Below are 22613 nucleotides of genomic sequence, written 5' to 3' on the forward strand. Positions count from 1 at the left end.
TCAAAGCCAGCCCGCAAAAGGCTGCAAAATCGACCCAGTCTTAACCCCCTCGGGGCGTCGTTTTACCCACCTGTTGCTGGCTCCATTACGCCGAACATCGGTGGCTCCATTACGGCGGTCGGTGACACGGCCAACGGCCGCGGAATACCCAATTCACCCTGCCATATGCGCATCGCGTGTTTTCGGATGGCGGTTGGTTTGGGGATGGAACGCAACGGCTCAAGGATGGTTTCGGTGTGCCCAGCAAGTGCAGGCAGGTGGTAACTGCCGTCGTGACGAACCTGGGCCAGCAGTTGTGTGACTCGGTGGCGCTCGGACAAACTCATGTCCCGCAAGTACTTTGGTGGGACTTCGACCGCAGCCCAGTGTCGGCGATTCAGTGCCAGTCCTTTGAATATCCGAAATCCTGCGTCCCATTGCTGCGTCAGGCCTTCAGCGCCATGTCCCAGAAAACGAAACGGTGCCACGGCAGCAAAGTCGCCCGCGACGTCGACCTCTGCGCTCTGTGCGGCGTTGGCGTTGGCGTGCCTGAAGTCGGCGCCGCAATGCTCGCAATGGCTGGGGTGGGACCGATTCCAAGTGATGGCGCCGCCGCACTCTTGACACTCGTCAAGCAGCAGACTGCCGTGCTCCGTGCATACCGTCACCAGGGCGAAATCCCATTCTTCCAAGAGGACGCCTCGCGCCGCCAGACAACGAGGGCAAACTTGGGCACGACCTGCCAGCCAGGCGTCGTCATCCACTCGTGTGTTGTGCAAGCCGATGGCCCCGTCGATGATGGCGAAACCAAGGTGGTGCACGAGGTGGCGGTCGTCGCCCACGGCCACCCGGGACATCGTTTTGAGGTCGTTTTCTGACAGCCGCAAGGCGTGAACCATTTGGGCTGCACTTGCTTTTCGTACCCCAGTGCATGCCCGTAAGAGGTCGGCAATGCCGTCGTACCCGTTCGCGTGAGACAGTCGCAACAAGTAGCCTGGCAGTGACTCACCCGTCTCCTGCGGGAAGTTTTTGTAGCACCCAGGCAAAAATCCTGCAGTCATGACCAGTCCTTGTGTTGATTGTTAGATTGACGCAAGGCCGATGCCACGCGGTTCTGAAGTTCCTCCGGCGCCAATTCAAATGGATTCGTCGCGCCACTGCTGTTGATGGCCGGAAAAGCCTGGGCCAACAAGGCCAGGGGTGGAAGGTCACGGTTTTTGCCGGCCTTGTTCCATAAAGTGGCTGTTCGCTGGAGTAACTTTTCAAGCAGACGCAAGTGGCCGTTGCAGGCCAACATGATTCGGGCCGCCAAGTCGTTGTCGTTGGCGACCAGCCAGCCAGTCAACTCCTCGTGCGCAACCATTTGCTTGAGCACGCCCCTGAACTCCTTGAAGGCCGCTGGAGGCGTGAATCCGAGTTGTGGGGCACGGACGATGGTGCTGAAGCGGGAGCTAAGCTCGGCATCTTTATCAAAAACTGGCAACAGCTCCTCGGTGCCCGACACGACGATGATGACCCGCCAGTCGTCGCGGCCTGGAGCTGGTTTCGACCATCCCAGGCTGGAATCCTCGGGCGCCATGTTCCAGATGTTCTTTAGCAGGCGTGCGGCTTGGCCGCGCAGCTGCGGGGTGCCTTTCAAAATGGCGTTGTGGAACTCTTCCAAAATTAACAGCCGAACACGGCGGGCATGCATGGCCTGCAAGAAATCCGCTTCCAGTTTGCCCAGCCCTGGCCGTTTTTCTTTCAGCACGACTTTGCCCAAGCGCGCGAGCAGATGCGTCAACATAGAATTCGCATCCGCTTTGGCATCGGCCGCATAGCGCAACACAGGGCTTATTGGCTGTATCCCGGCTGTGGCAGCCCACGGCTCGCGCTGCACCCAATCAAGGAAGTTGGAAGCCAACACATCCAGACCATGGGTTTTGCCAACGCCTGAACTGCCCATGAGAATCAGACCTTGGGAGTTCCGGCCGCGCAGCAGCTCTTCGTACGACATCAAAACGCTGTCGAGCAGGTCGCGCTGGAACGTGAGTAAATATTCAGGCTTCGTCGTCAAGCTCTGACCCCTTCAAGAGTTCGTCCAACGAAAGCGATGGGGCGGCAGGCGGGCGGGCCGCTGGCGGCATGGCAGCGGCCTGGGTCACGGCCTGGATTTCTTTACGTGCTGTGGTTCCAGCAATCCGCAGCTCGGTGGCTTCTTGCAGGTCCGCCAGAACCGACCCAAAATGCATCGGAGCAGCGACGGGCTTACCGGTTTGCGCCGCCGCACTCGCGTTGCTATTGGCCTTGATTGCCATCTGAAGCAGTTCAAGACCGGACCGTTCTGACAGTGAATACGTGGTCAGAAATGCCTCAATCGGCTCGGCATATTGCGGCACGATGACCAGCACCGACCGAACATCGTCTGGGTCTAACTTGACCACCACTGTTCCGCTGTAGCTTCGGTATGCGGCGTGAAGGTCTTCACTGTTGAATCGCAGGGTCTCCACCTCCACCCCTTCCCGCGTTAATTTCACCTCATAAGTGAGGGCAAAGGTCAGTCGTTGCTGAATCTGGCCAGTCAAAAGGAGCGGCGGAGCCATTTCCAGACCATTTCGATATACATGAATGCGAGGAATCTTCAGGTGCGGGTGTTTTTCGTGGTTGTATTCAATAATGTGCTGCGCCAACTGGTGTTCGTATTCCTGTACTGTCAAGCGTGCAGCGCTCTTGGCCCTTTCACGGACTTTGCTGTATTTAGGGTTGAGCCCCACGGCGACTTTGGGAATGTAGCCCGGCATGTGATGGATGTACCGAGACTCCACGGTGTTAATGCATCGTTCCACGGTGCCTTTTAAGTCCCCGCGCCGCGGTGGAATACGCAAAATCACGACGCCTGACATCAACAGCATGATGGTCGTAGCGTTCGAGATGAACTCTGCACCGTTGTCCATGGCCACCAAATGGGGAAGGCCAAACACATCCCACAGTTGCGCAACGTCTGAAAGACTCGATGGCAGCCATGTGCTTTTTGGCATGACGTAGCGCTTATACAACCGGACAATATCGCGCGACGTCGGACTGGTTGTCGTGACAAAACTGCCAATTACTCCGGACGTGTGGTCGACACCTAACCCATCAAAGTACAGCTCCGGCTGATTCCAATTGCTGTTGGGATACAGAAATACGCCGTACTTTGTGAAATCAAATTCCGTCCGTTGGCCGGGATACCATGTGTGCAGCTTCCCAATCGCACGAACGTCTTGAACCGCAAACAGGTGACCAAGCAGGCGGTTCTTCTGTTCAAACTTGTCGTGGGCCTTAAGGAGCTGACGAACGAACTCCATGGAGACAGAAGATTCGGTCATGGCCGCATCTCCAGGTTGTCCAACCCCTTGTTGACTTGCCGGTGCAGCCCCGCCGCTGAAACAGCAGGTTCTTTATTTAGTACCTCGGCGGCAATTTCTCGTGCAAGGTCATACAACTCACGACTCTTGGACCATGGGCTGTACTCAACGCCTTTTTTCTGCAAGGCCGCCATGTCGTGACCCGCATAGCGCCATCGCAAGATGTCGTGATACAGCGTCCAAGCCGACCAGTCAGGGGCGTATCCAGTCCCCATTTCGGCATGCCAAACCGACAATTCGGCGCTGGCCTGGGCGAGGGTCTCCCTGAAAACTTTTGATTTGGGTGAGCGCCCCTCCAACGGTAACAACGCCTTCAGTAAATAGACCTTGCTGTGCCAGTCGAACATTCGCGGGATGGAGAGGTGCGAAATGTCAGTCCACTGTCGACGACGCACCCCCAAAGGCTCCGGCTCTTCCAGGTCGTCCAACATCCGAGCTTGTTCGCTGGCCACCAAGGTCGCGAGCTCGTTTCTGCTCACAGTCGAAGCGGGCCCTGCATAACCTTCAAGTTGCAGTTCAACGGTAGAGGCCATCCGCTCGCACTTGGACACCAAGAATCGCGACCCCCCGATTTCCAGCCGCGTGCCGACCCGAAGGGAAAATGGCGTCAGTCTCGACACAGTTCTAACTCCGTCAACTGGAGTGGCCGGTACAGCAAAGGCAGCCGTTGCTGGTAAAGCAATTGGTAGAGCAGGGCGACCGGCACGCCCGCGGCAGCGGCACGCTGGCGCCAGGTTTTCAAGTCTGCTTCAGGAAATGCGGAGAGGCGCCCCATGGCCTTCTCTGCATTGGCAGGAGCGAACTCGAGCTGTGCGTATGGGCGCAGCAGGGTCACGGTCTGCAGAAATCCCGACTTTTCAAGGTCGAGGCGGTACACCACGGTGTACGAAACCCCTCGATGGGCAAAGTGGGCCTCTAGCAAACGCAGCTTGGCTTCTTCGGCGGGACGGAGCTGCTCGCGTGAATATTTGGCTTCGAAGATGGCCAGCTCGCCGGTGTCGAGGGTCACCTCGTAGTCCGGAATGCAAGACACCCCCGGTAAATCACCGTTTGCAGCAAAGTCAAACTTCTGCGGCTCGAAGTCAAACTGAACCACGTCATGCCGCCACTCAAGGTACGTGGCACAGGCCAAGGCACTGAGAGAGTCGAAGGCGAGCACGCCGCTACCCGGTGGCGCCGTGCCCACCTTGCGCCTTGCAGGGTGGGCCTTTGGCGAGGTCATCAACCCCATGAAGCGAGGATGTTCGCCTGCGTTAGAGATGGTTCGTGTAGGGCTCTTGAGCTTTCTTGGCATCGTTCATCTCTTGTTTTTGAGATGAGGAAGGATACCAGAAAAAAGAAAAAGTCGTTATAAATCAAATACTTACGTTCTGTTTGTGAAGTTCAACTCAACATCCAGTACAGGCCCGAGGACGGGTCAGGCACCAGCTTCCCAGGCAGCCGCAGATGGGGCCATCCCTTGGTATACCGACATAATGGGGTGCATTTTTGTTACATCCCTGGTCACTGCTGCTCCATGCTCGACGACATTAAAAAAACACTCTGGGCCACCGCCGACAAGCTGCGTGCCAACATGGACGCCGCTGAATACAAGCACTTGGTGCTCGGCCTCATCTTCCTGAAGTACGTCAGTGACACCTTCGTTGCGCGCCGTCTGGAGGTGGAAGCCCGCCTGAGAAACCCCGAAGACGAGTTCTATTACGGCGAGGCTGACGCAGAAGACATTGCCGCCGAGCTGGAAGACCGGGACTATTACAAAAGCGCCAACGTCTTCTGGGTGCCCGAAGGGGCACGCTGGGAAAGCATCCGCTCCATGGCCAAGAACGTAGAGATTGGCAAGTTCATCGACAACGCGCTGACCATCATCGAGGCCGAGAACCCCAAGCTCAAGGGCATCTTGGACAAGCGCTACGCTCGCGCCCAGTTGCCAGATGGCAAGCTGGGTGAGCTGGTGGACTTGGTTTCCACCATCGGCTTCGGAGACAACCCCGCTGTGGCCCGCGACGTGCTGGGTCAGGTGTACGAGTACTTCCTGGGCCAGTTCGCCAGCGCAGAGGGCAAGAAGGGCGGCCAGTTCTACACCCCGGCCAGCATCGTCAAAACACTGGTCGCCGTGCTGGCCCCGCACCAGGGCAAGGTGTACGACCCGTGCTGCGGCTCCGGTGGCATGTTCGTGCAGTCCGAAAAATTCATCGAAGCGCACGGCGGCAAGCTGGGCGACGTGAGCATCTACGGTCAAGAGAGCAACCCCACCACCTGGCGCTTGGCCGCCATGAACCTGGCCATTCGCGGCATCGACTTCAACCTGGGCCGCGAACCGGCCGATACCTTTACCCGCAACCAGCACGCCGACCTGCGGGCCGACTTCATTTTGGCCAACCCGCCGTTCAATATTTCCGACTGGTGGCACGGCAGCCTGGAAGGCGACCCGCGCTGGGTGTACGGCGACCCACCGCAAGGCAACGCCAACTACGCCTGGTTGCAGCACATGCTGCACCACCTCAAGCCCACCGGGCGCGCGGGTATCGTGCTGGCTAACGGTTCGATGAGTTCCAGCCAGAACAACGAAGGCGTGATTCGCGCTGCAATGGTTGATGCCGACGTGGTGGAAGTCATGGTCGCCTTACCGGGGCAACTGTTCTTCAACACCCAGATACCCGCCTGCCTGTGGTTCCTGGCCAAGACCAAGAAGCGCAAGGGCGAGGTGCTGTTCATCGACGCCCGCAAGCAGGCCAAGATGATTTCACGCGTGCAGGCCGAGCTGGACGATGCCGCCATCACCCGCATTGCCGAAACCGTGGCCGCCTGGCGTGGTGAAGTGGAAGAGGGTGCCACCGTCACCGACTACCAAGACCAACCCGGCTTTTGCCGCAGCGTGCCGCTTGCCGAGATTGCGCAGCATGGCCATGTGCTGACCCCGGGCCGCTACGTGGGCGCGGAAGAGGTGGAGGACGATGACGAAGCCTTTGACGACAAGATGCGCAAGCTGACTGAGAAGCTGGGCGAGCAAATGGCCAAGGGCGCGGAGCTGGATACGCTGATTCGGCAGAAGCTGGGGGGGCTGGGGTATGAGTTCTGAGTGGCCGCTAGTAAAACTTGGCGACCTCACGGTCAATCTCGATACTAGGCGAAAGCCTGTAAAGGAAGCAGATAGAAAGCCAGGCCCTTATCCGTACTATGGCGCGTCTGGAATAGTTGATTACGTTGATAGCTACCTCTTTGATGGCGAGCATTTGCTAATCGCAGAGGATGGAGAAAATCTACGGACTCGGCAGACGCCAATTGCTTTTAGAGCATGTGGCAAATTTTGGGTAAACAATCACGCCCACATCGTTGTAGGCAATGAACGGGCAAGCACCCGCTACCTGGAATACGCTGTTCTTGGTTCAGATATAACCTCCTATCTGACAGGGGCCGTGATGCCCAAGTTAACTCAGGGCAATTTGAACCGCATAGAAGTGCCTTGCCCACCTCGGGAAGTGCAAGATGCAATCGTAAGCGTATTGGGCAGCCTAGACGACCGCATCACCCTCCTGCGCGAAACCAACACCACCCTCGAAGCCATCGCCCAGGCGCTGTTCAAGTCCTGGTTTGTCGATTTCGACCCCGTGCGCGCCAAGATGGAAGGCCGCGCCCCCGAAGGCATGGACGAGGCCACGGCGGCGCTGTTTCCGGATTCGTTTGAAGAGACGGAGTTGGGGGTCGTGCCGAAGGGGTGGCGACTAGACACACTTGGGAACATGTGTACTGTCACGATTGGTGGACTTTGGGGAAATGATGAATGTGACGATTCGGACTTAACTCCAGCAATCAGCTTGCGTGGTGTCGACCTTGAAAACCTCCGCGTTGATGGCTTTGCCAAAAATGCCCCAGTGCGCTGGGTGAAGCCATCCGCGATGGAGAAAAGACGACTTGGCGAGAATGAAGTGCTTATTGCATCCTCGGGCGCGGGGCCTTGCGGTCGGCCACTTTGGGCAGGTGCCGGATTTGAGCTGCTCTATGGGATGCCTGTTATTTTTTCAAACTTTGTAAAGCGGCTCGAATGTGGTTCCCCAGCCCGAGCCATTTACATTGACCGACTGCTTGCAGAGATGCGAGAGACCAGGGAAATCTGGAACTACATCAACGGGACATCAATTCCGAACCTTGACGACAAGCTGTTGCTAGCCACAAAAAAGGTTGTAGTTCCAGATATTGCCGTCCTCTCAGCATTTGAGAGTGTTGCACGAACTATCTACGAACGGCTTTACTCCCAGCATGCCCAAACACTCTCCACCTTACGCGACACCTTGCTTCCTCGGCTGATTTCAGGTCAGCTTCAGTTGGACAAAGTCTCGCTGTAAGTTGAACAAGTAGAGTTTGAGCAATAAAAAAAACTGATAAAAAATCTAGAGAAACTATGGCCGACACATCAAGTGACCAAAGCGGGAGCGGTAACTCGCGCTGGTGGGAATCATATCTGGTAAGGTATTTTTCTGGTTTTCTTGTTGGTGCAATATGCGTTTCTGCTTTCGTGGCACATCTAGCCTTTTTGACTGCTGGCGCTGGTCAAATCGAGACTGTAGCGGCAATGCTTCTCGGCAAGGATGCACCCACCATAGCCATTCTTGTCACCATTGGGCTGTTAGGGCTTGTGTATTCCTATCTAGTTAGCGCTCCAATTACAGTAATTCATTTTGGTAGGGGTGTGAGAATTTTTTGGGATGCGCAATCTCGATACTTTTGGTTTGCTTGGGTTGTTATATTATGCTTCAGCGCCATTGGTGTCATCGAAACCCTCGTCAAGGCACCCGCCTTTGTTTCGGCAATTTTAGTTCCCGCGCTTCTTTATTTCCTGCACTTTTATTTTGGAAAGAAGTCGCCAGGAAATCAAGCTGTAGGCCGCGGTATCACCACGCATTCCCTTCTTGAGATGGCGGTATTCATTTTTGTCTGGGTATTTATCGCAGTGCTTGTGCTGAGCTTTATAGTTGACCTGACGCCAGAAATGAGTAAATGGCAACTGAATTTGTTGACATTTTCACTTCCGGCAATTTGGGTAGGGATATCCCAGTACATTACGCTGTTCAAGGTCCTGTTGGCGGAAGGAGAAGTCCATCAGTTCTATCAAAGGTTGACCAAGGCGCGAAGCAACGGAAGTTCAAAAGAGATTCGTGAGAGCTACACACATCTGCGGGAGCACTCAAACTCTACTTTCATAGTAATTCTGGAGTTGTGTTTTTTCTGCTTGATTTCTCTCGTTGTCAGCATGAACGTCAAGTCCAAGCAAACATTGGCCTCATTTCTTGATGCCAATGGAGATGGGGTTCGACTGGGTACTTGGCTGTTTTGCATCTTTATGATTTGGTCAATCCCCAATCTTTTTCTTTGGTCACGAGCCAACAGCCTTGAACGAGATTTTGCGAACGCATCGCACAAATACTTGGGAAGACGCAAATGACCGAAGACCAACTCGAACAAGAAACCCTGGCCTGGCTGGCCGAGTTGGGCTATGCGGTGCACAGCGGATACGACATCGTCCACGACGGCCTCAACCCGCAGCGGGCCCACTACCGCCAGGTGGTGCTGCCGTTTCGCCTGCGCGAAGCCATCCAGCGGCTGAACCCGAACATTCCTACGGCTGCCCGAGAAGACGCCCTGCAGCGGGTGCTGGATTTGGGCATTCCTGCCCTGTTGTCTGCGAACCGCGCCTTTCACAAACTGTTGGTGGGCGGCGTGCCGGTGCAGTACCAGAAGGACGGCGAAACGGTGGGCGACTTCGTGCGCCTGGTGGATTGGGCCGATGTGTCCCGTAACGATTTCTGGGCCGTCAACCAGGTCACCATCAAAGGCCCGCACCACACCCGCCGGCCCGACATCCTCCTGTTCGTCAACGGCCTGCCGCTAGTCCTCATTGAGTTGAAGAACCCGGCTGATGAGAACGCCGACATCTGGAAGGCCTACGACCAGATTCAAACCTACAAGGAACAAATCCCGGACGTGTTCCAGTACAACGAGGTACTGGTCATCTCGGACGGTACTGACGCCCGGCTGGGCAGTCTGTCGGCCAATGCCGAGCGCTTCCTGCAATGGCGCACCATCGACGGCGTGAACCTAGACCCGCTGGGTGAGTTCAACGAACTGCAAACCCTGGTACGCGGCGTGCTGGCCCCGGCCACCCTGCTGGACTACCTGCGCTACTTCGTGCTGTTCGAGGACGACGGCCGGCTGGTCAAGAAAGTGGCTGGCTACCACCAGTACCACGCAGTACGTGCGGCCATTGGCCATGTGGTGGCCGCCTCCCGCTCAGACAGCGCGGCGAACCTGCGCGGCAAGGGCGGGGTGGTGTGGCACACCCAAGGCAGCGGCAAGAGTATCACCATGACTTGCTTTGCCGCCCGCGTGATGCAGGAACCGGCAATGGCCAACCCCACCATCGTGGTCATCACCGACCGCAATGACCTGGATGGCCAACTCTTTGGCGTCTTCAGCCTGGCGCAAGACCTGCTACGCGAGCAACCAGTGCAGGCCACCACCCGGCAGGAGTTGCGGCAACTGCTGGGCAACCGGCCATCGGGCGGCATCGTGTTCGCCACCATCCAGAAGTTCATGCCGGGCGAAGACGAAGACATGTTCCCAGTGCTGAGCGACCGGCACAACATCGTGGTGGTGGCCGACGAAGCCCACCGCACCCAGTACGGCTTTGAGGCCAAGCTCAAGACCCGTAAGGTGGGTGGCAAGGGCGTTGTCGGTTCGGGCGCGAGCCACGGCGCGGTCACCACTGCTGATGGCGACTCCACCACACAGGCCGCCACCGTCGAGTTCGCGCCCCCTGAATACAAAACCACCTACCAAGTGGGCTACGCCCAGCACCTGCGCGATGCTTTGCCCAACGCCACTTTTGTGGCCTTCACCGGCACCCCAGTCAGCAGCACCGACCGCGACACCCGGGCCGTGTTCGGCGACTACATCCATGTGTATGACATGCAGCAGGCCAAGGAGGATGGCGCCACCGTGGCCATCTACTATGAAAGCCGGCTGGCCAAGCTCAAGCTCAAAGACGCCGAACTGCCCCTGATAGACGACGAGGTTGACGAACTGGCCGAGGACGAGGAAGAAAGCGTCCAGAGCAAACTCAAAAGCCGGTGGGCCGCCCTGGAACAGGTGGTGGGGGCCGAGCCACGCATTCAGAGCATCGCCGCCGACATGGTGGCGCACTTCGAGGAGCGAAACAAAGCCCAGGACGGCAAAGCCATGGCCGTGACTATGAGCCGCGAGATTTGCGTCCACCTGTACAACGAAATCATCAAGCTGCGGCCGGACTGGCACAGCGATGACCCGGAGCAGGGCGCCATCAAAATCATCATGACCGGCAGTGCCAGCGACAAGGCCCTGCTGCGCCCCCATATTTACAGCAGCCAAGTCAAGAAGCGCCTGGAAAAGCGATTCAAAGACCCGGCCGACCCGCTCAAGCTCGTCATCGTGCGCGATATGTGGCTCACCGGCTTCGACGCCCCATGTGTACACACCATGTACATCGACAAGCCCATGAGGGGCCACAACCTGATGCAGGCCATTGCCCGCGTCAACCGGGTGTTCAAGGACAAGCAGGGCGGGCTGGTGGTGGACTACATCGGCATCGGCAACGAGCTGAAGGCCGCGATGAAGGAGTACACCGCCAGCAAGGGCAGGGGTAAGCCCACGGTGGACGCCCATGAGGCCCTGTCACTCCTGCTGGAAAAGCTCGACGTGCTGCGCACCATGCTGCACGGCTTTGATTACAGCGACTTCAAGACCGGAGGCCACAAAACCCTGGCCGGTGCCGCCAACCATGTGCTGGGCCTGCCATCCGAGTCCAAAGACAAGAATGGCAAACCCGTGCGCGACGGCAAAAAGCGCTTTGCCGACGCCGCCCTGGCGATGAGCAAGGCGTTCAGCCTGTGCTGCACGCTGGATGAAGCCAAAGCCCTGCGGGAAGAAGTGGCCTTCATGCAGGCGGTCAAGGTCATCCTGACCAAGCGCGACATCACCGCCCAGAAAAAAACCGACGAGCAGCGCGAAGCCGCCATCCGCCAAATCATCGGCCAGGCGGTGGTCAGCGAATCGGTGGTGGACATCTTCGACGCCGTGGGCCTGGACAAGCCCAACATCGGCCTGCTGGACGACGAGTTCCTGGCCCAGGTGAAGAACCTGTGGTTACCAAAATTTTGATGTTGGTTACCAAGATTCAGTTGGGCCGACAGCTATCAATTTTGCAGCGTTACCGGTCGCCTTTGTGATTAAACATAATATACATCGTATCTAGCAAAAGATGCGACGGAAAGAAACTGGTTTCTTCGACGCACCTTCCATGGCTTAAGTTGCGCAGCTCATATTTGCAGCTTGGCCAACGCCTCTCGCTTGCTCATCTTCAGCACCTGCTGGATGCGTTCGAGCTGCGCCGCACGCGGCATCACCTTTCCGCTTTCCCAGCGGGAGATAGAAAGGGCCGAAGCCTCCAGCAGCGCCGCCATGGCCTGCTGCGAGATGCCTAGCTCTTCGCGCCGGGCCGCCAGCGCCTCTGCCTTGAATTGAAACTGGCGCTTGCGTCGCGCCGGGACTTCCGGGTCCTGCTGTGCCTGCATTTCAGCGGCCTCGGCCTTGCGGGCTGCGGCTTTATGCAGCGCCTTCATCTGCGTCACCAAGGCCTTCACGTCCCGCTTGAGCGCCGCGATCTCGGAGCGCTGCGTCGTGACGGTCTTGCGTAAATTCCCCAGTTCGCCCTTGATCTCCTTGCGCGCCATGCGCAGGACCTCGGCCCTGAATGCATCGGAGAAAGCTGTCATCGTTTCAACCTGAGCTATGGATGGTACGGAGCGTAGCAGGCTCTCACAAAAAAGCCGTCCAAGGCCAGCGCCATCGGGACGGCTGTGCGAGAAGGATTGGCGGCTTACTTGCCAGCCTTCTCGGCCTTGCGCTTGGCGGCCTTGGGATCCACCACGGCCTTGAACTTCGCGCCGGGCACGAACTTGGGCACCGTGGAGGCAGGGATCTTCAGCGCCGCGCCTGTGGCGGGGTTCTTGCCGGTGCGCGCAGCACGCTTGGCAGATTTGAAGGTGCCGAAGCCGACCAGTTGCACCGCGTTGCCCTTCTTCACGGCGGTCTGGATGGTTTCGATCAGCGTGTCGAGCACGGCGTTGGCGGCCGTCTTGGACAGGGCGTTCTTGGTGGCCAGGATTTCAACGAGTTCGGCGCGGTTCATGTGGGTGGTGTCCATGAGAGAGGTGATGGTGTCCCGTTTATATCCGATGCGCCCCCGGAGACGCCGCAAAGTCACTGGGCGCACGCTTCGATGGCGCGGCGGCCGGTTTGCCTGCGCCATACTTCTCGCCCGTGGCGCCATCCCGGCGCCGTTTTCTCAGGAGCATGCGTGCAATCGGCGAGCGAGCTGTGGTTTGACGAGGCGTATTACCAGCGCTACTACTTCGACAAGAAAACCAGCGTGGTGGACCCTGCCCATGCCGAGCGGCTGGGGGCCTTCGTCTGCAGCTACCTGCACTACCTGCGGGTGCCCGTGGCGCGGGTCCTGGACATGGGCTGCGGCATCGGCCTGTGGCGGGACATGGTGGCGCGGCATCTGCCGGGTGCCCGCTATCACGGCGTGGAGTACAGCGCCTACCTGTGCGAGCGCTTTGACTGGGAGCGCGGCTCGGTGGTGGACTACCAGGCCGGCGAGCCCTTCGACTTCGTGATCTGCCAGGGCGTGCTGCCCTACCTGGGCACGCAGGACCTGCGGCGCGCGCTCGACAACCTGGGCCGGCTGTGCCGCGGCGCGCTGTACCTGGAGGCGGTGGCGCGCGAGGACTACGAGCGCGACATCATCGACGAGGACCTGACCGACCCGCGCCTGTACCGCCACCGCGCGGCGCTGTACCGCCGGGGCCTGGAGCCGCATTTCATCGACATGGGCGGCGGCCTGTGGCTGAGCCGGCAGGCGCAGGTGCCGCTGTTCGCGCTGGAGTCGCCGGGCCAGTAGCGGCAGGCCCATGACGGCGCCCTCTTCCCGCCGCAGCACCTGCGCACGCTGCCTGCGCCCCGGCGCGGCCTGCCTGTGCGCCGCCGTGCGGCCCGTGGCGCACCGGGTACAGGTGCTGATCCTCATGCATCCGCTGGAACTGCACCAGGCCAAGGGCACGGCGCGCCTGCTGCACCTGTGCCTGCAGCACAGCCGCGTGATCGTGGGGGAGACGTTCGGCCCCGATGCGCTGGCGGCGCCGTGGAGCGATGCGGACCGCCTGGCGCCCCGCCGCGCCGTGCTGCTGTACCCGCCCTCGCCTCCCGACCCTCAGCACCCCATGCAGGCGCCGCCGCCGCTGCCGGCGCATTGGCTGGGCGAGCCTGATCGGCTGCGGCTGGTGCTGCTGGACGGCACCTGGCGCAAAAGCCGCAGGATGCTGTGGAGCAATCCCCTGCTGCAGGCCCTGCCGCGCATGGCGCTGCATGCGCCGCCCCTCTCGCGCTACGCCATCCGCAAGGCGCATGCGCCGCACCAGCGGTCCACGCTGGAGGCCGCACAGCAGGCGCTGCTGCAATTGGAGGACATCGCCGCGCTGGGCGCCGCCATGGAGGCCTTCATCGCCCAACAGCGGGTGCACTGGCCCGCCACGCGCTCGGCTATGCTCGACCCGCCCGATCCATGAATCCGAGGAGACCCCTGTGGCCCAGCGCTATCCCTTCCCCGACCTGAACGCCCTGCCCGAAGACATCCGCGCGCGCATCCTGGAGGTGCAGGACAAGGCAGGCTTCATCCCCAACGTGTTCCTGGCCTTCGCGCGCCGGCCGGCCGAGTGGCGCGCCTTCTTCGCCTACCACGACGCGCTCATGCTCAAGGAGGACGGCAGCCTGACCAAGGGCGAGCGCGAAATGATCGTCACCGCCACGAGCGCCGCCAACCAGTGCCTGTACTGCGTGGTGGCTCATGGCGCCATCCTGCGCATCTACGAAAAGAACCCTCTGGTGGCCGACCAGGTGGCCGTGAACCACCGCAAGGCCGCCATCAGCCCGCGCCAGCGCGCCATGCTGGACTTTGCCATGAAGGTCAGCCAGCGCGCGCACGAGATCGAGGATGCCGACTTCGAGGCACTCTACCCCCATGGCTTCGACGACGAGGACATCTGGGACATCGCCGCCATCACGGCCTTCTTCGGCCTGTCCAACCGCATGGCCAACTTTGCCGGCATGCAGCCCAATCCCGAGTTCTACCTGATGGGCCGGATGCCGCGCGAGAAGAAGGCCTGAGCCGATCGGATACTATCGAATAAATAGCTGCTAGCGCTTTCCAGCAAAGCGTTACAGCGGTTTTTACTTGGAAGCCAGCGCCGCGCCGCGGCAGCCGTCGAAGGCGTCGAGCGGGCGCCGGTACGACGGCGAGCGCACGTCCAGCAGGCCCAGCATGGTGTGGTACAGGTTGTCGTGCGTGAGCCGGGCGTCCGCACCGGCGCGCAGGCAGGCGGCGGACAGCTGCTCGCGGCGCAGCAAGGCGTCGTCCAGCCACGCCACCATGGGCACGTGCTTCTGCACGTCGGGCGCCACGCCGTAGGGCATGCCGTGCAGGAACAGGCCGTACTCGCCCAGCGACTCGCCATGGTCGCTCAGGTACAGCATGCCCGTGTCGTACCTGGCGCCCTTCCCGCGCAGCCAGTCGATGGTCTTGCCCAGGAAGATGTCCGTTGCGGCAATGGAATTGTCGTAGGCGTTCACCAGCTCGCCATGGGCGCAGTCGGCCAGCACCTCGGTGCGGCATTCGGGCATGAAGCGCTTGGCCGCGCCGGCCGAGCGCTTGTAGTACGCAGGCCCGTGGCTGCCCATCTGGTGCAGCACCAGCAGCACGCCGCGCTCGCGCTGCGCCGCGGGCATGGCGGCCAGCCGGGCATCCAGGCCGTGCAGCATGGCCTCGTCGCGGCATTCGCCGCCGTCGCACAGGCCCGCGCGCGCCCGTTCGTCCAGCCCCTCCGAGGCCGTGGCGTGCGGGACCCGGTCGCACACACCCTTGCAGCCGGACTGGTTGTCGAGCCACAGCACGGCCAGGCCCGCGGCCTGCGCCACGTCGAGCAGGTTTTCATACTCGGTGTCGCGGGATTCAAACCCGCTCTTGCCCAGCGACGAGAACATGCACGGCAGCGAGGCCAGCGTGCTCGTGCCGCACGAACGCACCTCGCGCCAGCTCATCACGCCCCGCCGGGCCAGCTCGGGCGTGGTGTCGCGGCCATAGCCGTTGATGCCGAAATGGTCGGCCCGCGCCGTCTCGCCCACCACCAGAACGAAAAGCAAGGGCCTGGCTGCCGCGGCATAGGAATCGCCCAGCGCGGCCCCCTGCGTCATGGGCACCAGCGTACGGCCGCGCGCAAACACCGGCCGCATGGCGGACACGGTGGTCGAGTACAGGCTCGCCAGCGGGTTCATCAGATAGCGCAGCTGCGGATGGTTGCGCATGAGCGGCGCCAGGTCGCGCGAAGTGGCGGCCACCGTGCCCGCGGCCACGCCCAGCGCCAGCGCCAGCATGGCCAGATTGCGCCACGCCTGGCGCAGCGGCCGCATGGCGGGGATGCGCACGCGCAGCAGCCACCACGTGGGGAGCGCCAGCACGGCCAGCACGGCCAGCAGCATGCGCGGGCCCAACAGATCGGCCACCTCGCGCGCATCGGTCTGCAGCACGTTGGCGGCCATGCCGGGGTCCATGACCACGCTGTAGGTGAGCATGTAGTACTGCGACAGCGCGGCCACCAGCACCACCAGCCACCACAGCAGCTTCATGCCGCGCGTCCAGGCAAGGAACGCGAAGACGGCCACCATGCCGCAGGCGATCAGCACCGCCAGCGCCACCGCCGAGCGCATGTACAGGCTGGGCGCCCCGCCGATGCGCGCGAGCTGCAGCCACAGCGGCCAGTTGGCCGCAAGCACCAGGTAGACCGACAGGCGCAGCACCACCTGCTGGGCGGACAAGGGCGTGGAAAGCCGCTCGTCCGCCTGCCGCAGGATGCGGCGCAAGGGCCCCAGGGGGCCCCGGGGGGCGGCAGGAGGCAGTGAACCGAGTGTCTCGCTCATCATGCTTCGCTCAGCTTCGTGTCCACGGCCAGGATGCGGTGCCGCGCGTGCGCCAGCATGTCCACGGCCAGGCCCACGGCCCAGCAGACCCAGGCCGTCCACAGCGTATGGCTCATGTAGTGCGCCCCGCGCATCTGCTGCGCCACGCCCAGCACCGTGCCGAGCAGCAGCGCCGCCGCCAGCCACGCCCCCGCCACGCCGGGCGCTGCGCGGCGCAGCACGAACCAGCCCGCCACATAGGCAAACGCCGACGATGCGTGGCCCGCGGGAAAGCAGTGCCCCGGCCCCTGGTCGCGCATGCCCCACGCCCAGTGCGAAGCGTACTGCGCCACGCCGCCGAACTCGGCCAGGTCCCAGGGGCAGCTGGTGGCGCTCAGGCGCTTGAGCGCGGAAACCGCCAGCAACCCCGCCACGACGGACAGCACCAGCTGCCAGCGCTGCGCCACCGTCATGCGGCGCAGGAAGCCCCAGGGCCTGAACACGCCAAGCGCCAGCATCGCGAGCAGCACGCCGCTGGCGTAGCGCGGCAGCTCATGCATCAGCAGCATGAAGGTGTGCTGGTTGCGCCAGGCAAAGCCCTGGGCCGAGCCGGACAGGCGCGCCAGCGGCAAATCGAGCCCCGCGGCATCCCACAGGACAAGCAAGGAAAACAGAAGCAGCGTCAGTATCCACAGACGGCGCCGGGTCCGGAAAAGCATGGAAGGAAGGCGTGCGAGCCACGGAGATTGCGAAAACGGGTGCGCAGGTTAGCCCCCCGGCCTGAACGCTTCATGAACGACTGCGCGGACCCGCAGGACCTACACTTTCGCGTCCGACAAGCAATCGAGGATATGCATGCGCGTGCTACTGGTGGAAGATGACGCGGCCCTGTCCGAGGCCGTGTGCGGCTACCTGCGCGCCAAGGCCTTCGTGGTGGACGCCGTGCCCAGCCTGGCCCAGGCCGGCGCCGCGCTGCACGCCGCCCGGTACGCCGCCGTGCTGCTGGACCTGCACCTGCCCGACGGCGACGGGCTCGCCCTGCTGCCGCAGGTGCGCTCGCTCAAGCAGCGGCCCATCGTCATCGTGCTCACCGCGCGCGACCAGGTCAGCGACCGCATCCACGGCCTGGATGCCGGCGCGGACGACTACCTCGTCAAGCCGTACGACCCCGGCGAGCTGCTCGCCCGCCTGCGCGCCGTGGAGCGGCGGCGCAACGCCGCCCACGTGCCGGTGCTGACCCTGGGCGACCTGCAGATCGACCTGTCGCGCGAGCAGGTGCGCCGCGCCGGCGTTCCCATAGCGCTGACCCAGAAGGAATGGGCGCTGCTGCGCGTCATGGCAACGCACCCCGAGCGCCTCCACACGCGCGAGAGCCTGCAGGACGCGCTGTACGGCTTCGACGACGAGACCGACAGCAACACGCTGGAGGTCTTCGTCAGCCGCCTGCGCCGCAAGCTGGGGCGCGAGCACATCGAAACGCTGCGCGGCCTGGGCTACCGCCTGGTGCGCAACCCCGCCCCAGGCACATAGGACATGGACGCACCGGCCACACCGCAGTCCCCCGCGCGCGCGCAAAGCCTGGCCGGGCGGCTCACCCGCGCCCTCATCCTCTGGGTCGGAGGCGTGTGGCTGCTGTGCGCGCTGGGCGTGACCTGGTACACCGACAGGGAGATCAATTTCAACTTCGACGACGAACTGGTCGAGGTCTCGCACCGCATGTTCGACATCGCGCTGGACCACCTGGACGCGGCGGGGCCGCGCAGCGGCGCCGATGGCCCGCTGATCCTGCCAGCGCCGGGCTCCTTCGCCGACGCCGCCCTGCTCTACCAGATCGTCGAGCCCGGCACCCATCGCGTGCTGGCCCGCTCCGCCGAGGCCAGTGCCGAGCAGTTCGACGTGCCGCTGGCCCCGGGCTTCGAAAGCACCCACGCCTGGCGTGTATACACCCTGCGCCACCCCACCCGCCCGATCTACATGCAGGTCGCCGACCCCCTGCAGGAGCGCCGCGAGGCGGTGAACCGCACCCTGTTTGGGCTCATCATCGCCATGGTGGCCATGCTGCCGCTGCTGGCGCTGCTGCTGCAGCGCATCGCCCGCCGCGAGCTGCGCGTGCTGGACACGCTCAAGCACGAAATCAGCCTGCGCAACGGGCTGCTGCTGACCCCCATCGACCTGCCCGGCCTGCCGCGCGAGCTGCGCAGCGTGGAAGACCACGTGAACCGCCTGCTGGAGCGCCTGGCGCTGGCGCTCGACGTGGAGCGCGCCCTGGCAGCCAATGCCGCGCACGAATTGCGCACGCCGCTCGCCGCGGCCCGCCTGCGGCTGCAAACCGCGCTGGAGCACGGCCTGAGCCCTGCCGACGTGCAGGCGGCCGTCACCGCGCTGCAGACGCTGAGCCAGCGCACCGAGAAACTGCTGCAGCTCTCGCGCGCCGAATCCAGCGCCCCCTTCACCCGCCATCCCGTGGACCTGGAGCAGCTGGCCACCACCGTGGCGCAGGAGTTCTGGCAGGAGGAGCACGCGGTGGACCGTCTCGATCTGGTGCAGGCCTACGAAGGGCTCGCCCCCGTGGCGCTGGGCGACTTCGACGCCCTGGCCATCGCGCTGCGCAACCTGGTGGAGAACGCGCTCGCCTACGCCGGCGACAGCCCCGTGGAACTCATCGTCGGACCGGGTTGCGCACTGGCCGTGCGCGACCATGGCCCCGGCGTGAGCGGCGACCGCCTGCAGGCCCTGAAGCGGCGCCACGTGCGCCACAGCGCCGAACGCACGGGCTACGGGCTGGGCCTGTCCATCGTGGCCACCATTGCCGAGAAGCACGATGCGCGGTTCACGCTGTGCTCGCCGCTGGCGGGCGAACGCGGCGGCTTCGAGGCCCGGCTGGAATTCACGCCGGCCGCCGCGGCCACGCCCGCCTGACTCGCCTCATCATGGGCTCAGTTCTCCGGCTGCAGGCCAGCGCTCTTCATCACGCCGAGCCAGACCTGGCGCTCCTGCTCGGCGAAGGCGGCAAACTGCTCGGCGCTCAGGTGGCTGGGCGTCACGCTGTTGTCCGCCATGCGCTTGCGCACGGCTGGCTTGTCGGACGCGGCGCGCAGCGCGTCGTTCAGGATCTTCACCACGGACGGGCCGGTGCCCTTGGGCGCCCAGACGCCATACCAGGCGGTGACATCGAAGCCGGGCATGCCCGACCCGGCGATGGTGGGGACATCGGGAAGCTCCGGCATGCGGTCCTTGGTCGATACCGCCAGCGCGCGCAGCCGCCCCCCCTTGATCTGCGCCATGACGCTTGCCGCGGTGGAGTACAGCAGATCCACGTGCCCGCCCAGCACGTTGGTGAGCGCGGGCGCCGTGCCGCTGAAGGCGATGTGGGCCATCTTGACCCTGGCCTGCATGGCCACGCGCTCGCCCGTCAGGTGGGGAAGCGACCCTGGCGCCCCGGAAGCGAACGTGATGTTCTTCGTCTTCGCGGCCTCCAGGACCTCCTTGAAGCTCCGGTAGGGAGAGTTCTCGGCGACGACGACCAGGATCGGTGCGGATCCGAGGATGCCGACCGGCGTGAAGTCCTTCATCGAGTCGAAGGGCAGTTTCTGGTACATGCCGTCGTACATCACGTGCTGGGACGTGTTGGCGAGCAGGGTGTAGCCATCGGGCTTGGCGCCGGCGACGAATCTCGCGCCGATCGTTCCGGAGGCGCCGGGCTTCTGCTCGATGACCAGCGGCTGGCCCAGGATGGACGAGAACTCCTCCGACAGGAGACGTGCGAAAGTCTCCGTGGTACCGCCCGCCTGGTACGGCGAAATCAGCGTGATCGGCCGCGACGGATATTTGTCCTGGGCAAAGGACGGGACCGCCAGTGCCGCGAGAGAGGCGGCGAGTGCGATTCGGCGAGTGAACATGGGTGTCTCCTTGGGGGGTGAAAAAATGAAGGCAGTGGCCGTTAGCCGGCCTGCGGCCGCAAGATCACCCGGCCGACGACCGCGCGCGAGGCGATCATTCCGAGGGCCGTGCGGAAGTCGGAAAGAGGCAGGACAGCGTGGACGAATGGATTGATCCTTCCCTGGATCAGCCATTCGAAAAGCTCCACATAGGCGGCGCGCATCCGCGCGTCGTTGGAGGGGAGCACCGGCTGGCGGCCCCAGCCGAAGTAGTAGCCCCAGTAGACGCCCAGGACGGAGATGTTCTTGACCAGGACGATGTTGGCCGGCACGGTCGGAATGATCCCGCCGGCGAATCCCATGGGGATGATCCGGCCCTCGGGTGCGATGCACCGCAGCGACGTGTCGAAGGTCGAGCCGCCCACCGGGTCGTAGACCACGTCGGCGCCGCGCTGCCGCGTGATTTCCAGAACGGCTTCGCGCCAGTCCTGCTCCCGGTAGTTGATAGCGTGCTCCGCCCCGCGGCTGCGAGCGGCTTCGAGCTTCCCTTCCGAGCCCGCGGTCGCGATCACCCGCCCTCCCAGCGCCTTGGCCACCTCGACGGCCGCCAGCCCGCTTCCGCCGCCGGCACCATGCACCAGCACGAATTCCGACGGGGCAAGCCGCGCGCGCCATTTCAGCGCGCCGTATGCCGTTGCGTAGATGGTGGGAAACTGGGCGCCATCCTCGAAGCTGACGGGCCAGGGAAGATCGAACACCGTCTGCTGCGGCGCGACGACCTCCTGGGCATAGCCGCCGGATTGAACGCCGGCGATGACGCGGTCGCCGGGTTGGAACCGCGAGACGTCGCCCGCGACCTCGGTGACGACGCCAGCCACCTCCGTCCCCGGAATCAAGGGCAGGGGCGCCTTGTTCTGGTGCTTCCCTGCCATCACCAGAAGGCTGGCGAAGCTCGCGCTTGCCGCTTCGACGCGCACCCGCACGCATCCCGGCCGCATCGGCGGCGGCGCCACGTCCTCCAGGCGGGCGACGTCCGGGCCGCCGTATTCCCTGCATACGACCGCCTTCATCAGTCCTCTCCCTTCGATGCGCCGCTGGCGAGCATCTGCGCGATCTCCGGCGCGGAATAACCGGCCTCGGCCAATACCTCCGCGCTGTGCTCGCCAAGCCGGGGCGTCGGGCGGGTGGGCCGCGGCTGGGTTTTTGACCAACTGCTCGTCTTCGCTATGGTCCGGATCCGCCCCTCCGACGGGTGGTCGGTCTGCTGGTAGAAGCCCGAGCCCGCAAGGTGCTCGTTCGTGATCAGCGACTCCATGGTCTCGATGCTCGCGACCGGGATGTCGGCGGCCTCCAGGCGCTCCACCCACTTGGCCGTGGTCCTGGTCTTCAGAATGCTCTCGACCCTGGCGTACAAGGCCTCCAGGTTCCGGGTGCGTTGCGCCATCGCCTGGAACCGCGGGTCGTCCATGACCTCGGGGTGGCCGACCGCCTCGAAGAAGGTCCGCCACTGCCTGTCGGTCAGCACCATCATGCTCAGATGCCCGTCCAGCGTCGGGAGCGGGCGGCGGATGGATACGTAGCGCTGGTACACGGGCGGGCCGATGGGCGGCTCGAACGTGAGGCCCGCCATGTGGTCGGCCAGCACCAGGGCCGCGATGGTTTCCATCATGGGCACTTCCACGTGCTGCCCCTCGCCGGTCCTGGCCCTGTGGAACAGCGCGCCCAACGCTGCGTTCGCCGCGCAGATGCCGGTGACCCGGTCGGCGACCGCGATGGGGGCGTACCGCGCGGGCCCGCCGCTCGGGCACAGCGACGGAATGCCGGCCGCCGCCTGGATCAGGTCGTCATAGGCGGGCTTGTCCGGAGCCGCCCCGCCGCTGCCGTAGCCGACGATGTTGACGTAGACGAGCCCGGGATTCGCCGGGGCGAGCCGCGCGTAGTCCAGGCCGAGGCGCGCCATTGCCTTGGGCCGCGTGTTGCAGATCAGCACGTCGGCCGTCCTTGCGAGCCGTCTGAAGGCTTCGCGGGCGCTTTCGAGCTTGAGGTCCAGCACCACGCTGCGCTTGCTGCGGTTCGAGTGCAGGAACATGGCCCCCATGCCGTGGTGGCGGGCCGGCCCCATGCCGCGGATGCTGTCGCCTTCCAGCGGCTCCACCTTGATGACGTCCGCCCCCATGTCTCCAAGGATTTGTGTTGCGACGGGTCCGGACAGGGCCGCGGTGATGTCGAGTACGCGCACCCCGGAGAGAGGGCCGCCATTCGATGGATTGCTCAAACAGACCTCCAGACATACTGTTCGGCATGAAATACTACTTGGTATTCTTTGCAA

The 22613-nt window shown here is 63.0% G+C and carries 20 protein-coding genes and 1 pseudogene; 9 read left to right on the forward strand and 12 right to left on the reverse strand.

Annotated features, from left to right (window positions below; genetic code table 11):
• Positions 1-62: 62 nt before the first annotated feature.
• The 5 genes from ACX12L_RS19490 to ACX12L_RS19510 all read right to left on the reverse strand — a co-directional run bounded on the left by ACX12L_RS19490 (position 63) and on the right by ACX12L_RS19510 (position 4659).
• Entirely contained in the window at positions 63-1040 is a 978-nt protein-coding gene (locus ACX12L_RS19490; RefSeq protein ID WP_459264097.1) for a TniQ family protein, read from the reverse strand.
• Complete coding sequence (locus ACX12L_RS19495) at positions 1037-2035, reverse strand: TniB family NTP-binding protein (protein ID WP_459264098.1); 999 nt, start codon at positions 2033-2035, stop codon at positions 1037-1039. The genes ACX12L_RS19490 and ACX12L_RS19495 overlap by 4 nt, the downstream gene beginning before the upstream one ends.
• On the reverse strand, positions 2019-3326 hold the full coding sequence (locus ACX12L_RS19500; RefSeq protein ID WP_168727873.1) for a Mu transposase C-terminal domain-containing protein: 1308 nt from the start codon (positions 3324-3326) through the stop codon (positions 2019-2021). The genes ACX12L_RS19495 and ACX12L_RS19500 overlap by 17 nt, the downstream gene beginning before the upstream one ends.
• Positions 3323-3898 carry a hypothetical protein gene (locus ACX12L_RS19505; RefSeq protein WP_041838841.1) on the reverse strand — a complete coding sequence of 192 codons (576 nt, stop codon included), beginning with the start codon at positions 3896-3898 and terminating at the stop codon, positions 3323-3325. The genes ACX12L_RS19500 and ACX12L_RS19505 overlap by 4 nt, the downstream gene beginning before the upstream one ends.
• 74 nt (positions 3899-3972) lie before the next feature.
• Positions 3973-4659 carry a hypothetical protein gene (locus ACX12L_RS19510; protein WP_459264099.1) on the reverse strand — a complete coding sequence of 229 codons (687 nt, stop codon included), beginning with the start codon at positions 4657-4659 and terminating at the stop codon, positions 3973-3975.
• A gap of 222 nt (positions 4660-4881) precedes the next feature.
• Between ACX12L_RS19510 and ACX12L_RS19515 the strand changes: the two genes are divergently transcribed.
• From ACX12L_RS19515 to ACX12L_RS19530, 4 genes and pseudogenes are all read left to right on the forward strand, one after another.
• Positions 4882-6444: a class I SAM-dependent DNA methyltransferase gene (locus ACX12L_RS19515; protein WP_459264100.1), complete on the forward strand. Its 1563-nt coding sequence runs from the start codon at positions 4882-4884 to the stop codon at positions 6442-6444.
• Entirely contained in the window at positions 6434-7708 is a 1275-nt protein-coding gene (locus ACX12L_RS19520; RefSeq protein ID WP_459264101.1) for a restriction endonuclease subunit S, read from the forward strand. Before ACX12L_RS19515 ends, ACX12L_RS19520 begins: the two co-directional genes overlap by 11 nt.
• A gap of 56 nt (positions 7709-7764) precedes the next feature.
• Positions 7765-8805 (forward strand): hypothetical protein, encoded by a 1041-nt coding sequence (locus tag ACX12L_RS19525; protein ID WP_459264102.1) that lies wholly within the window; start codon positions 7765-7767, stop codon positions 8803-8805.
• Positions 8802-11537, forward strand: a pseudogene (locus ACX12L_RS19530) (type I restriction endonuclease subunit R); the annotation flags it as partial. The gene ACX12L_RS19525 and the pseudogene ACX12L_RS19530, both read left to right, overlap by 4 nt.
• A 176-nt stretch (positions 11538-11713) precedes the next feature.
• Here the strand turns inward: ACX12L_RS19530 and ACX12L_RS19535 are convergent.
• Positions 11714-12169 (reverse strand): helix-turn-helix domain-containing protein, encoded by a 456-nt coding sequence (locus ACX12L_RS19535; protein WP_459264103.1) that lies wholly within the window; start codon positions 12167-12169, stop codon positions 11714-11716.
• 104 nt (positions 12170-12273) lie between these two features.
• Entirely contained in the window at positions 12274-12585 is a 312-nt protein-coding gene (locus tag ACX12L_RS19540) for an HU family DNA-binding protein (RefSeq protein WP_459264138.1), read from the reverse strand.
• A gap of 168 nt (positions 12586-12753) precedes the next feature.
• Between ACX12L_RS19540 and ACX12L_RS19545 the strand changes: the two genes are divergently transcribed.
• From ACX12L_RS19545 to ACX12L_RS19555, 3 genes are read left to right on the forward strand one after another with little or no spacing between them, the layout of a single operon-like run.
• On the forward strand, positions 12754-13359 hold the full coding sequence (locus tag ACX12L_RS19545; protein ID WP_459264104.1) for a class I SAM-dependent methyltransferase: 606 nt from the start codon (positions 12754-12756) through the stop codon (positions 13357-13359).
• A 10-nt stretch (positions 13360-13369) separates the two neighbouring features.
• Positions 13370-14023 carry a tRNA-uridine aminocarboxypropyltransferase gene (locus tag ACX12L_RS19550; protein WP_459264105.1) on the forward strand — a complete coding sequence of 218 codons (654 nt, stop codon included), beginning with the start codon at positions 13370-13372 and terminating at the stop codon, positions 14021-14023.
• A 16-nt stretch (positions 14024-14039) separates the two neighbouring features.
• Positions 14040-14621 carry a peroxidase-related enzyme gene (locus ACX12L_RS19555; RefSeq protein ID WP_459264106.1) on the forward strand — a complete coding sequence of 194 codons (582 nt, stop codon included), beginning with the start codon at positions 14040-14042 and terminating at the stop codon, positions 14619-14621.
• Between the two features lie 63 nt (positions 14622-14684).
• Here the strand turns inward: ACX12L_RS19555 and ACX12L_RS19560 are convergent, their stop codons facing one another.
• Entirely contained in the window at positions 14685-16427 is a 1743-nt protein-coding gene (locus tag ACX12L_RS19560) for a phosphoethanolamine transferase (RefSeq protein WP_459264107.1), read from the reverse strand.
• A complete protein-coding gene (locus ACX12L_RS19565; RefSeq protein WP_459264108.1) occupies positions 16427-17125 on the reverse strand; it encodes a phosphatase PAP2 family protein in 699 nt (232 codons plus the stop codon). The genes ACX12L_RS19560 and ACX12L_RS19565 overlap by 1 nt, the downstream gene beginning before the upstream one ends.
• A gap of 136 nt (positions 17126-17261) precedes the next feature.
• Here ACX12L_RS19565 and ACX12L_RS19570 point away from each other — a divergent pair, with 136 nt between their 5' ends.
• Together ACX12L_RS19570 and ACX12L_RS19575 are read left to right on the forward strand one after the other, a co-directional pair.
• Positions 17262-17936, forward strand: coding sequence for a response regulator (locus tag ACX12L_RS19570; protein WP_459264109.1), 675 nt, complete (start codon positions 17262-17264; stop codon positions 17934-17936).
• Positions 17937-17939: 3 nt separating this feature from the next.
• Positions 17940-19325 carry a sensor histidine kinase gene (locus ACX12L_RS19575; protein WP_459264110.1) on the forward strand — a complete coding sequence of 462 codons (1386 nt, stop codon included), beginning with the start codon at positions 17940-17942 and terminating at the stop codon, positions 19323-19325.
• 17 nt (positions 19326-19342) lie between these two features.
• Here the strand turns inward: ACX12L_RS19575 and ACX12L_RS19580 are convergent, their stop codons facing one another.
• From ACX12L_RS19580 to ACX12L_RS19590, 3 genes are read right to left on the reverse strand one after another with little or no spacing between them, the layout of a single operon-like run.
• Positions 19343-20305 carry a Bug family tripartite tricarboxylate transporter substrate binding protein gene (locus tag ACX12L_RS19580; RefSeq protein WP_459264111.1) on the reverse strand — a complete coding sequence of 321 codons (963 nt, stop codon included), beginning with the start codon at positions 20303-20305 and terminating at the stop codon, positions 19343-19345.
• Between the two features lie 41 nt (positions 20306-20346).
• Entirely contained in the window at positions 20347-21354 is a 1008-nt protein-coding gene (locus tag ACX12L_RS19585; protein WP_459264112.1) for an NADPH:quinone oxidoreductase family protein, read from the reverse strand.
• Complete coding sequence (locus ACX12L_RS19590; RefSeq protein ID WP_459264139.1) at positions 21354-22571, reverse strand: CaiB/BaiF CoA transferase family protein; 1218 nt, start codon at positions 22569-22571, stop codon at positions 21354-21356. Before ACX12L_RS19590 ends, ACX12L_RS19585 begins: the two co-directional genes overlap by 1 nt.
• Positions 22572-22613: the final 42 nt, after the last annotated feature.

Source organism: Alicycliphilus sp. T452 (assembly GCF_054512775.1).

Excerpts from the sequence above, each read along its gene's own strand:
- ACX12L_RS19490 (WP_459264097.1), bottom strand. The coding sequence starts at position 1,040 with ATGACTGCAGGATTTTTGCCTGGGTGCTACAAAAACTTCCCGCAGGAG.
- ACX12L_RS19500 (WP_168727873.1), bottom strand. The coding sequence starts at position 3,326 with ATGACCGAATCTTCTGTCTCCATGGAGTTCGTTCGTCAGCTCCTTAAG.
- ACX12L_RS19505 (WP_041838841.1), bottom strand. The coding sequence starts at position 3,898 with ATGGCCTCTACCGTTGAACTGCAACTTGAAGGTTATGCAGGGCCCGCT.
- ACX12L_RS19510 (WP_459264099.1), bottom strand. The coding sequence starts at position 4,659 with ATGCCAAGAAAGCTCAAGAGCCCTACACGAACCATCTCTAACGCAGGC.
- ACX12L_RS19515 (WP_459264100.1), top strand. The coding sequence starts at position 4,882 with ATGCTCGACGACATTAAAAAAACACTCTGGGCCACCGCCGACAAGCTG.
- ACX12L_RS19520 (WP_459264101.1), top strand. The coding sequence starts at position 6,434 with ATGAGTTCTGAGTGGCCGCTAGTAAAACTTGGCGACCTCACGGTCAAT.
- ACX12L_RS19525 (WP_459264102.1), top strand. The coding sequence starts at position 7,765 with ATGGCCGACACATCAAGTGACCAAAGCGGGAGCGGTAACTCGCGCTGG.
- ACX12L_RS19535 (WP_459264103.1), bottom strand. The coding sequence starts at position 12,169 with ATGACAGCTTTCTCCGATGCATTCAGGGCCGAGGTCCTGCGCATGGCG.
- ACX12L_RS19540 (WP_459264138.1), bottom strand. The coding sequence starts at position 12,585 with ATGAACCGCGCCGAACTCGTTGAAATCCTGGCCACCAAGAACGCCCTG.
- ACX12L_RS19550 (WP_459264105.1), top strand. The coding sequence starts at position 13,370 with ATGACGGCGCCCTCTTCCCGCCGCAGCACCTGCGCACGCTGCCTGCGC.
- ACX12L_RS19560 (WP_459264107.1), bottom strand. The coding sequence starts at position 16,427 with ATGAGCGAGACACTCGGTTCACTGCCTCCTGCCGCCCCCCGGGGCCCC.
- ACX12L_RS19565 (WP_459264108.1), bottom strand. The coding sequence starts at position 17,125 with ATGCTTTTCCGGACCCGGCGCCGTCTGTGGATACTGACGCTGCTTCTG.
- ACX12L_RS19570 (WP_459264109.1), top strand. The coding sequence starts at position 17,262 with ATGCGCGTGCTACTGGTGGAAGATGACGCGGCCCTGTCCGAGGCCGTG.
- ACX12L_RS19575 (WP_459264110.1), top strand. The coding sequence starts at position 17,940 with ATGGACGCACCGGCCACACCGCAGTCCCCCGCGCGCGCGCAAAGCCTG.
- ACX12L_RS19580 (WP_459264111.1), bottom strand. The coding sequence starts at position 20,305 with ATGTTCACTCGCCGAATCGCACTCGCCGCCTCTCTCGCGGCACTGGCG.
- ACX12L_RS19585 (WP_459264112.1), bottom strand. The coding sequence starts at position 21,354 with ATGAAGGCGGTCGTATGCAGGGAATACGGCGGCCCGGACGTCGCCCGC.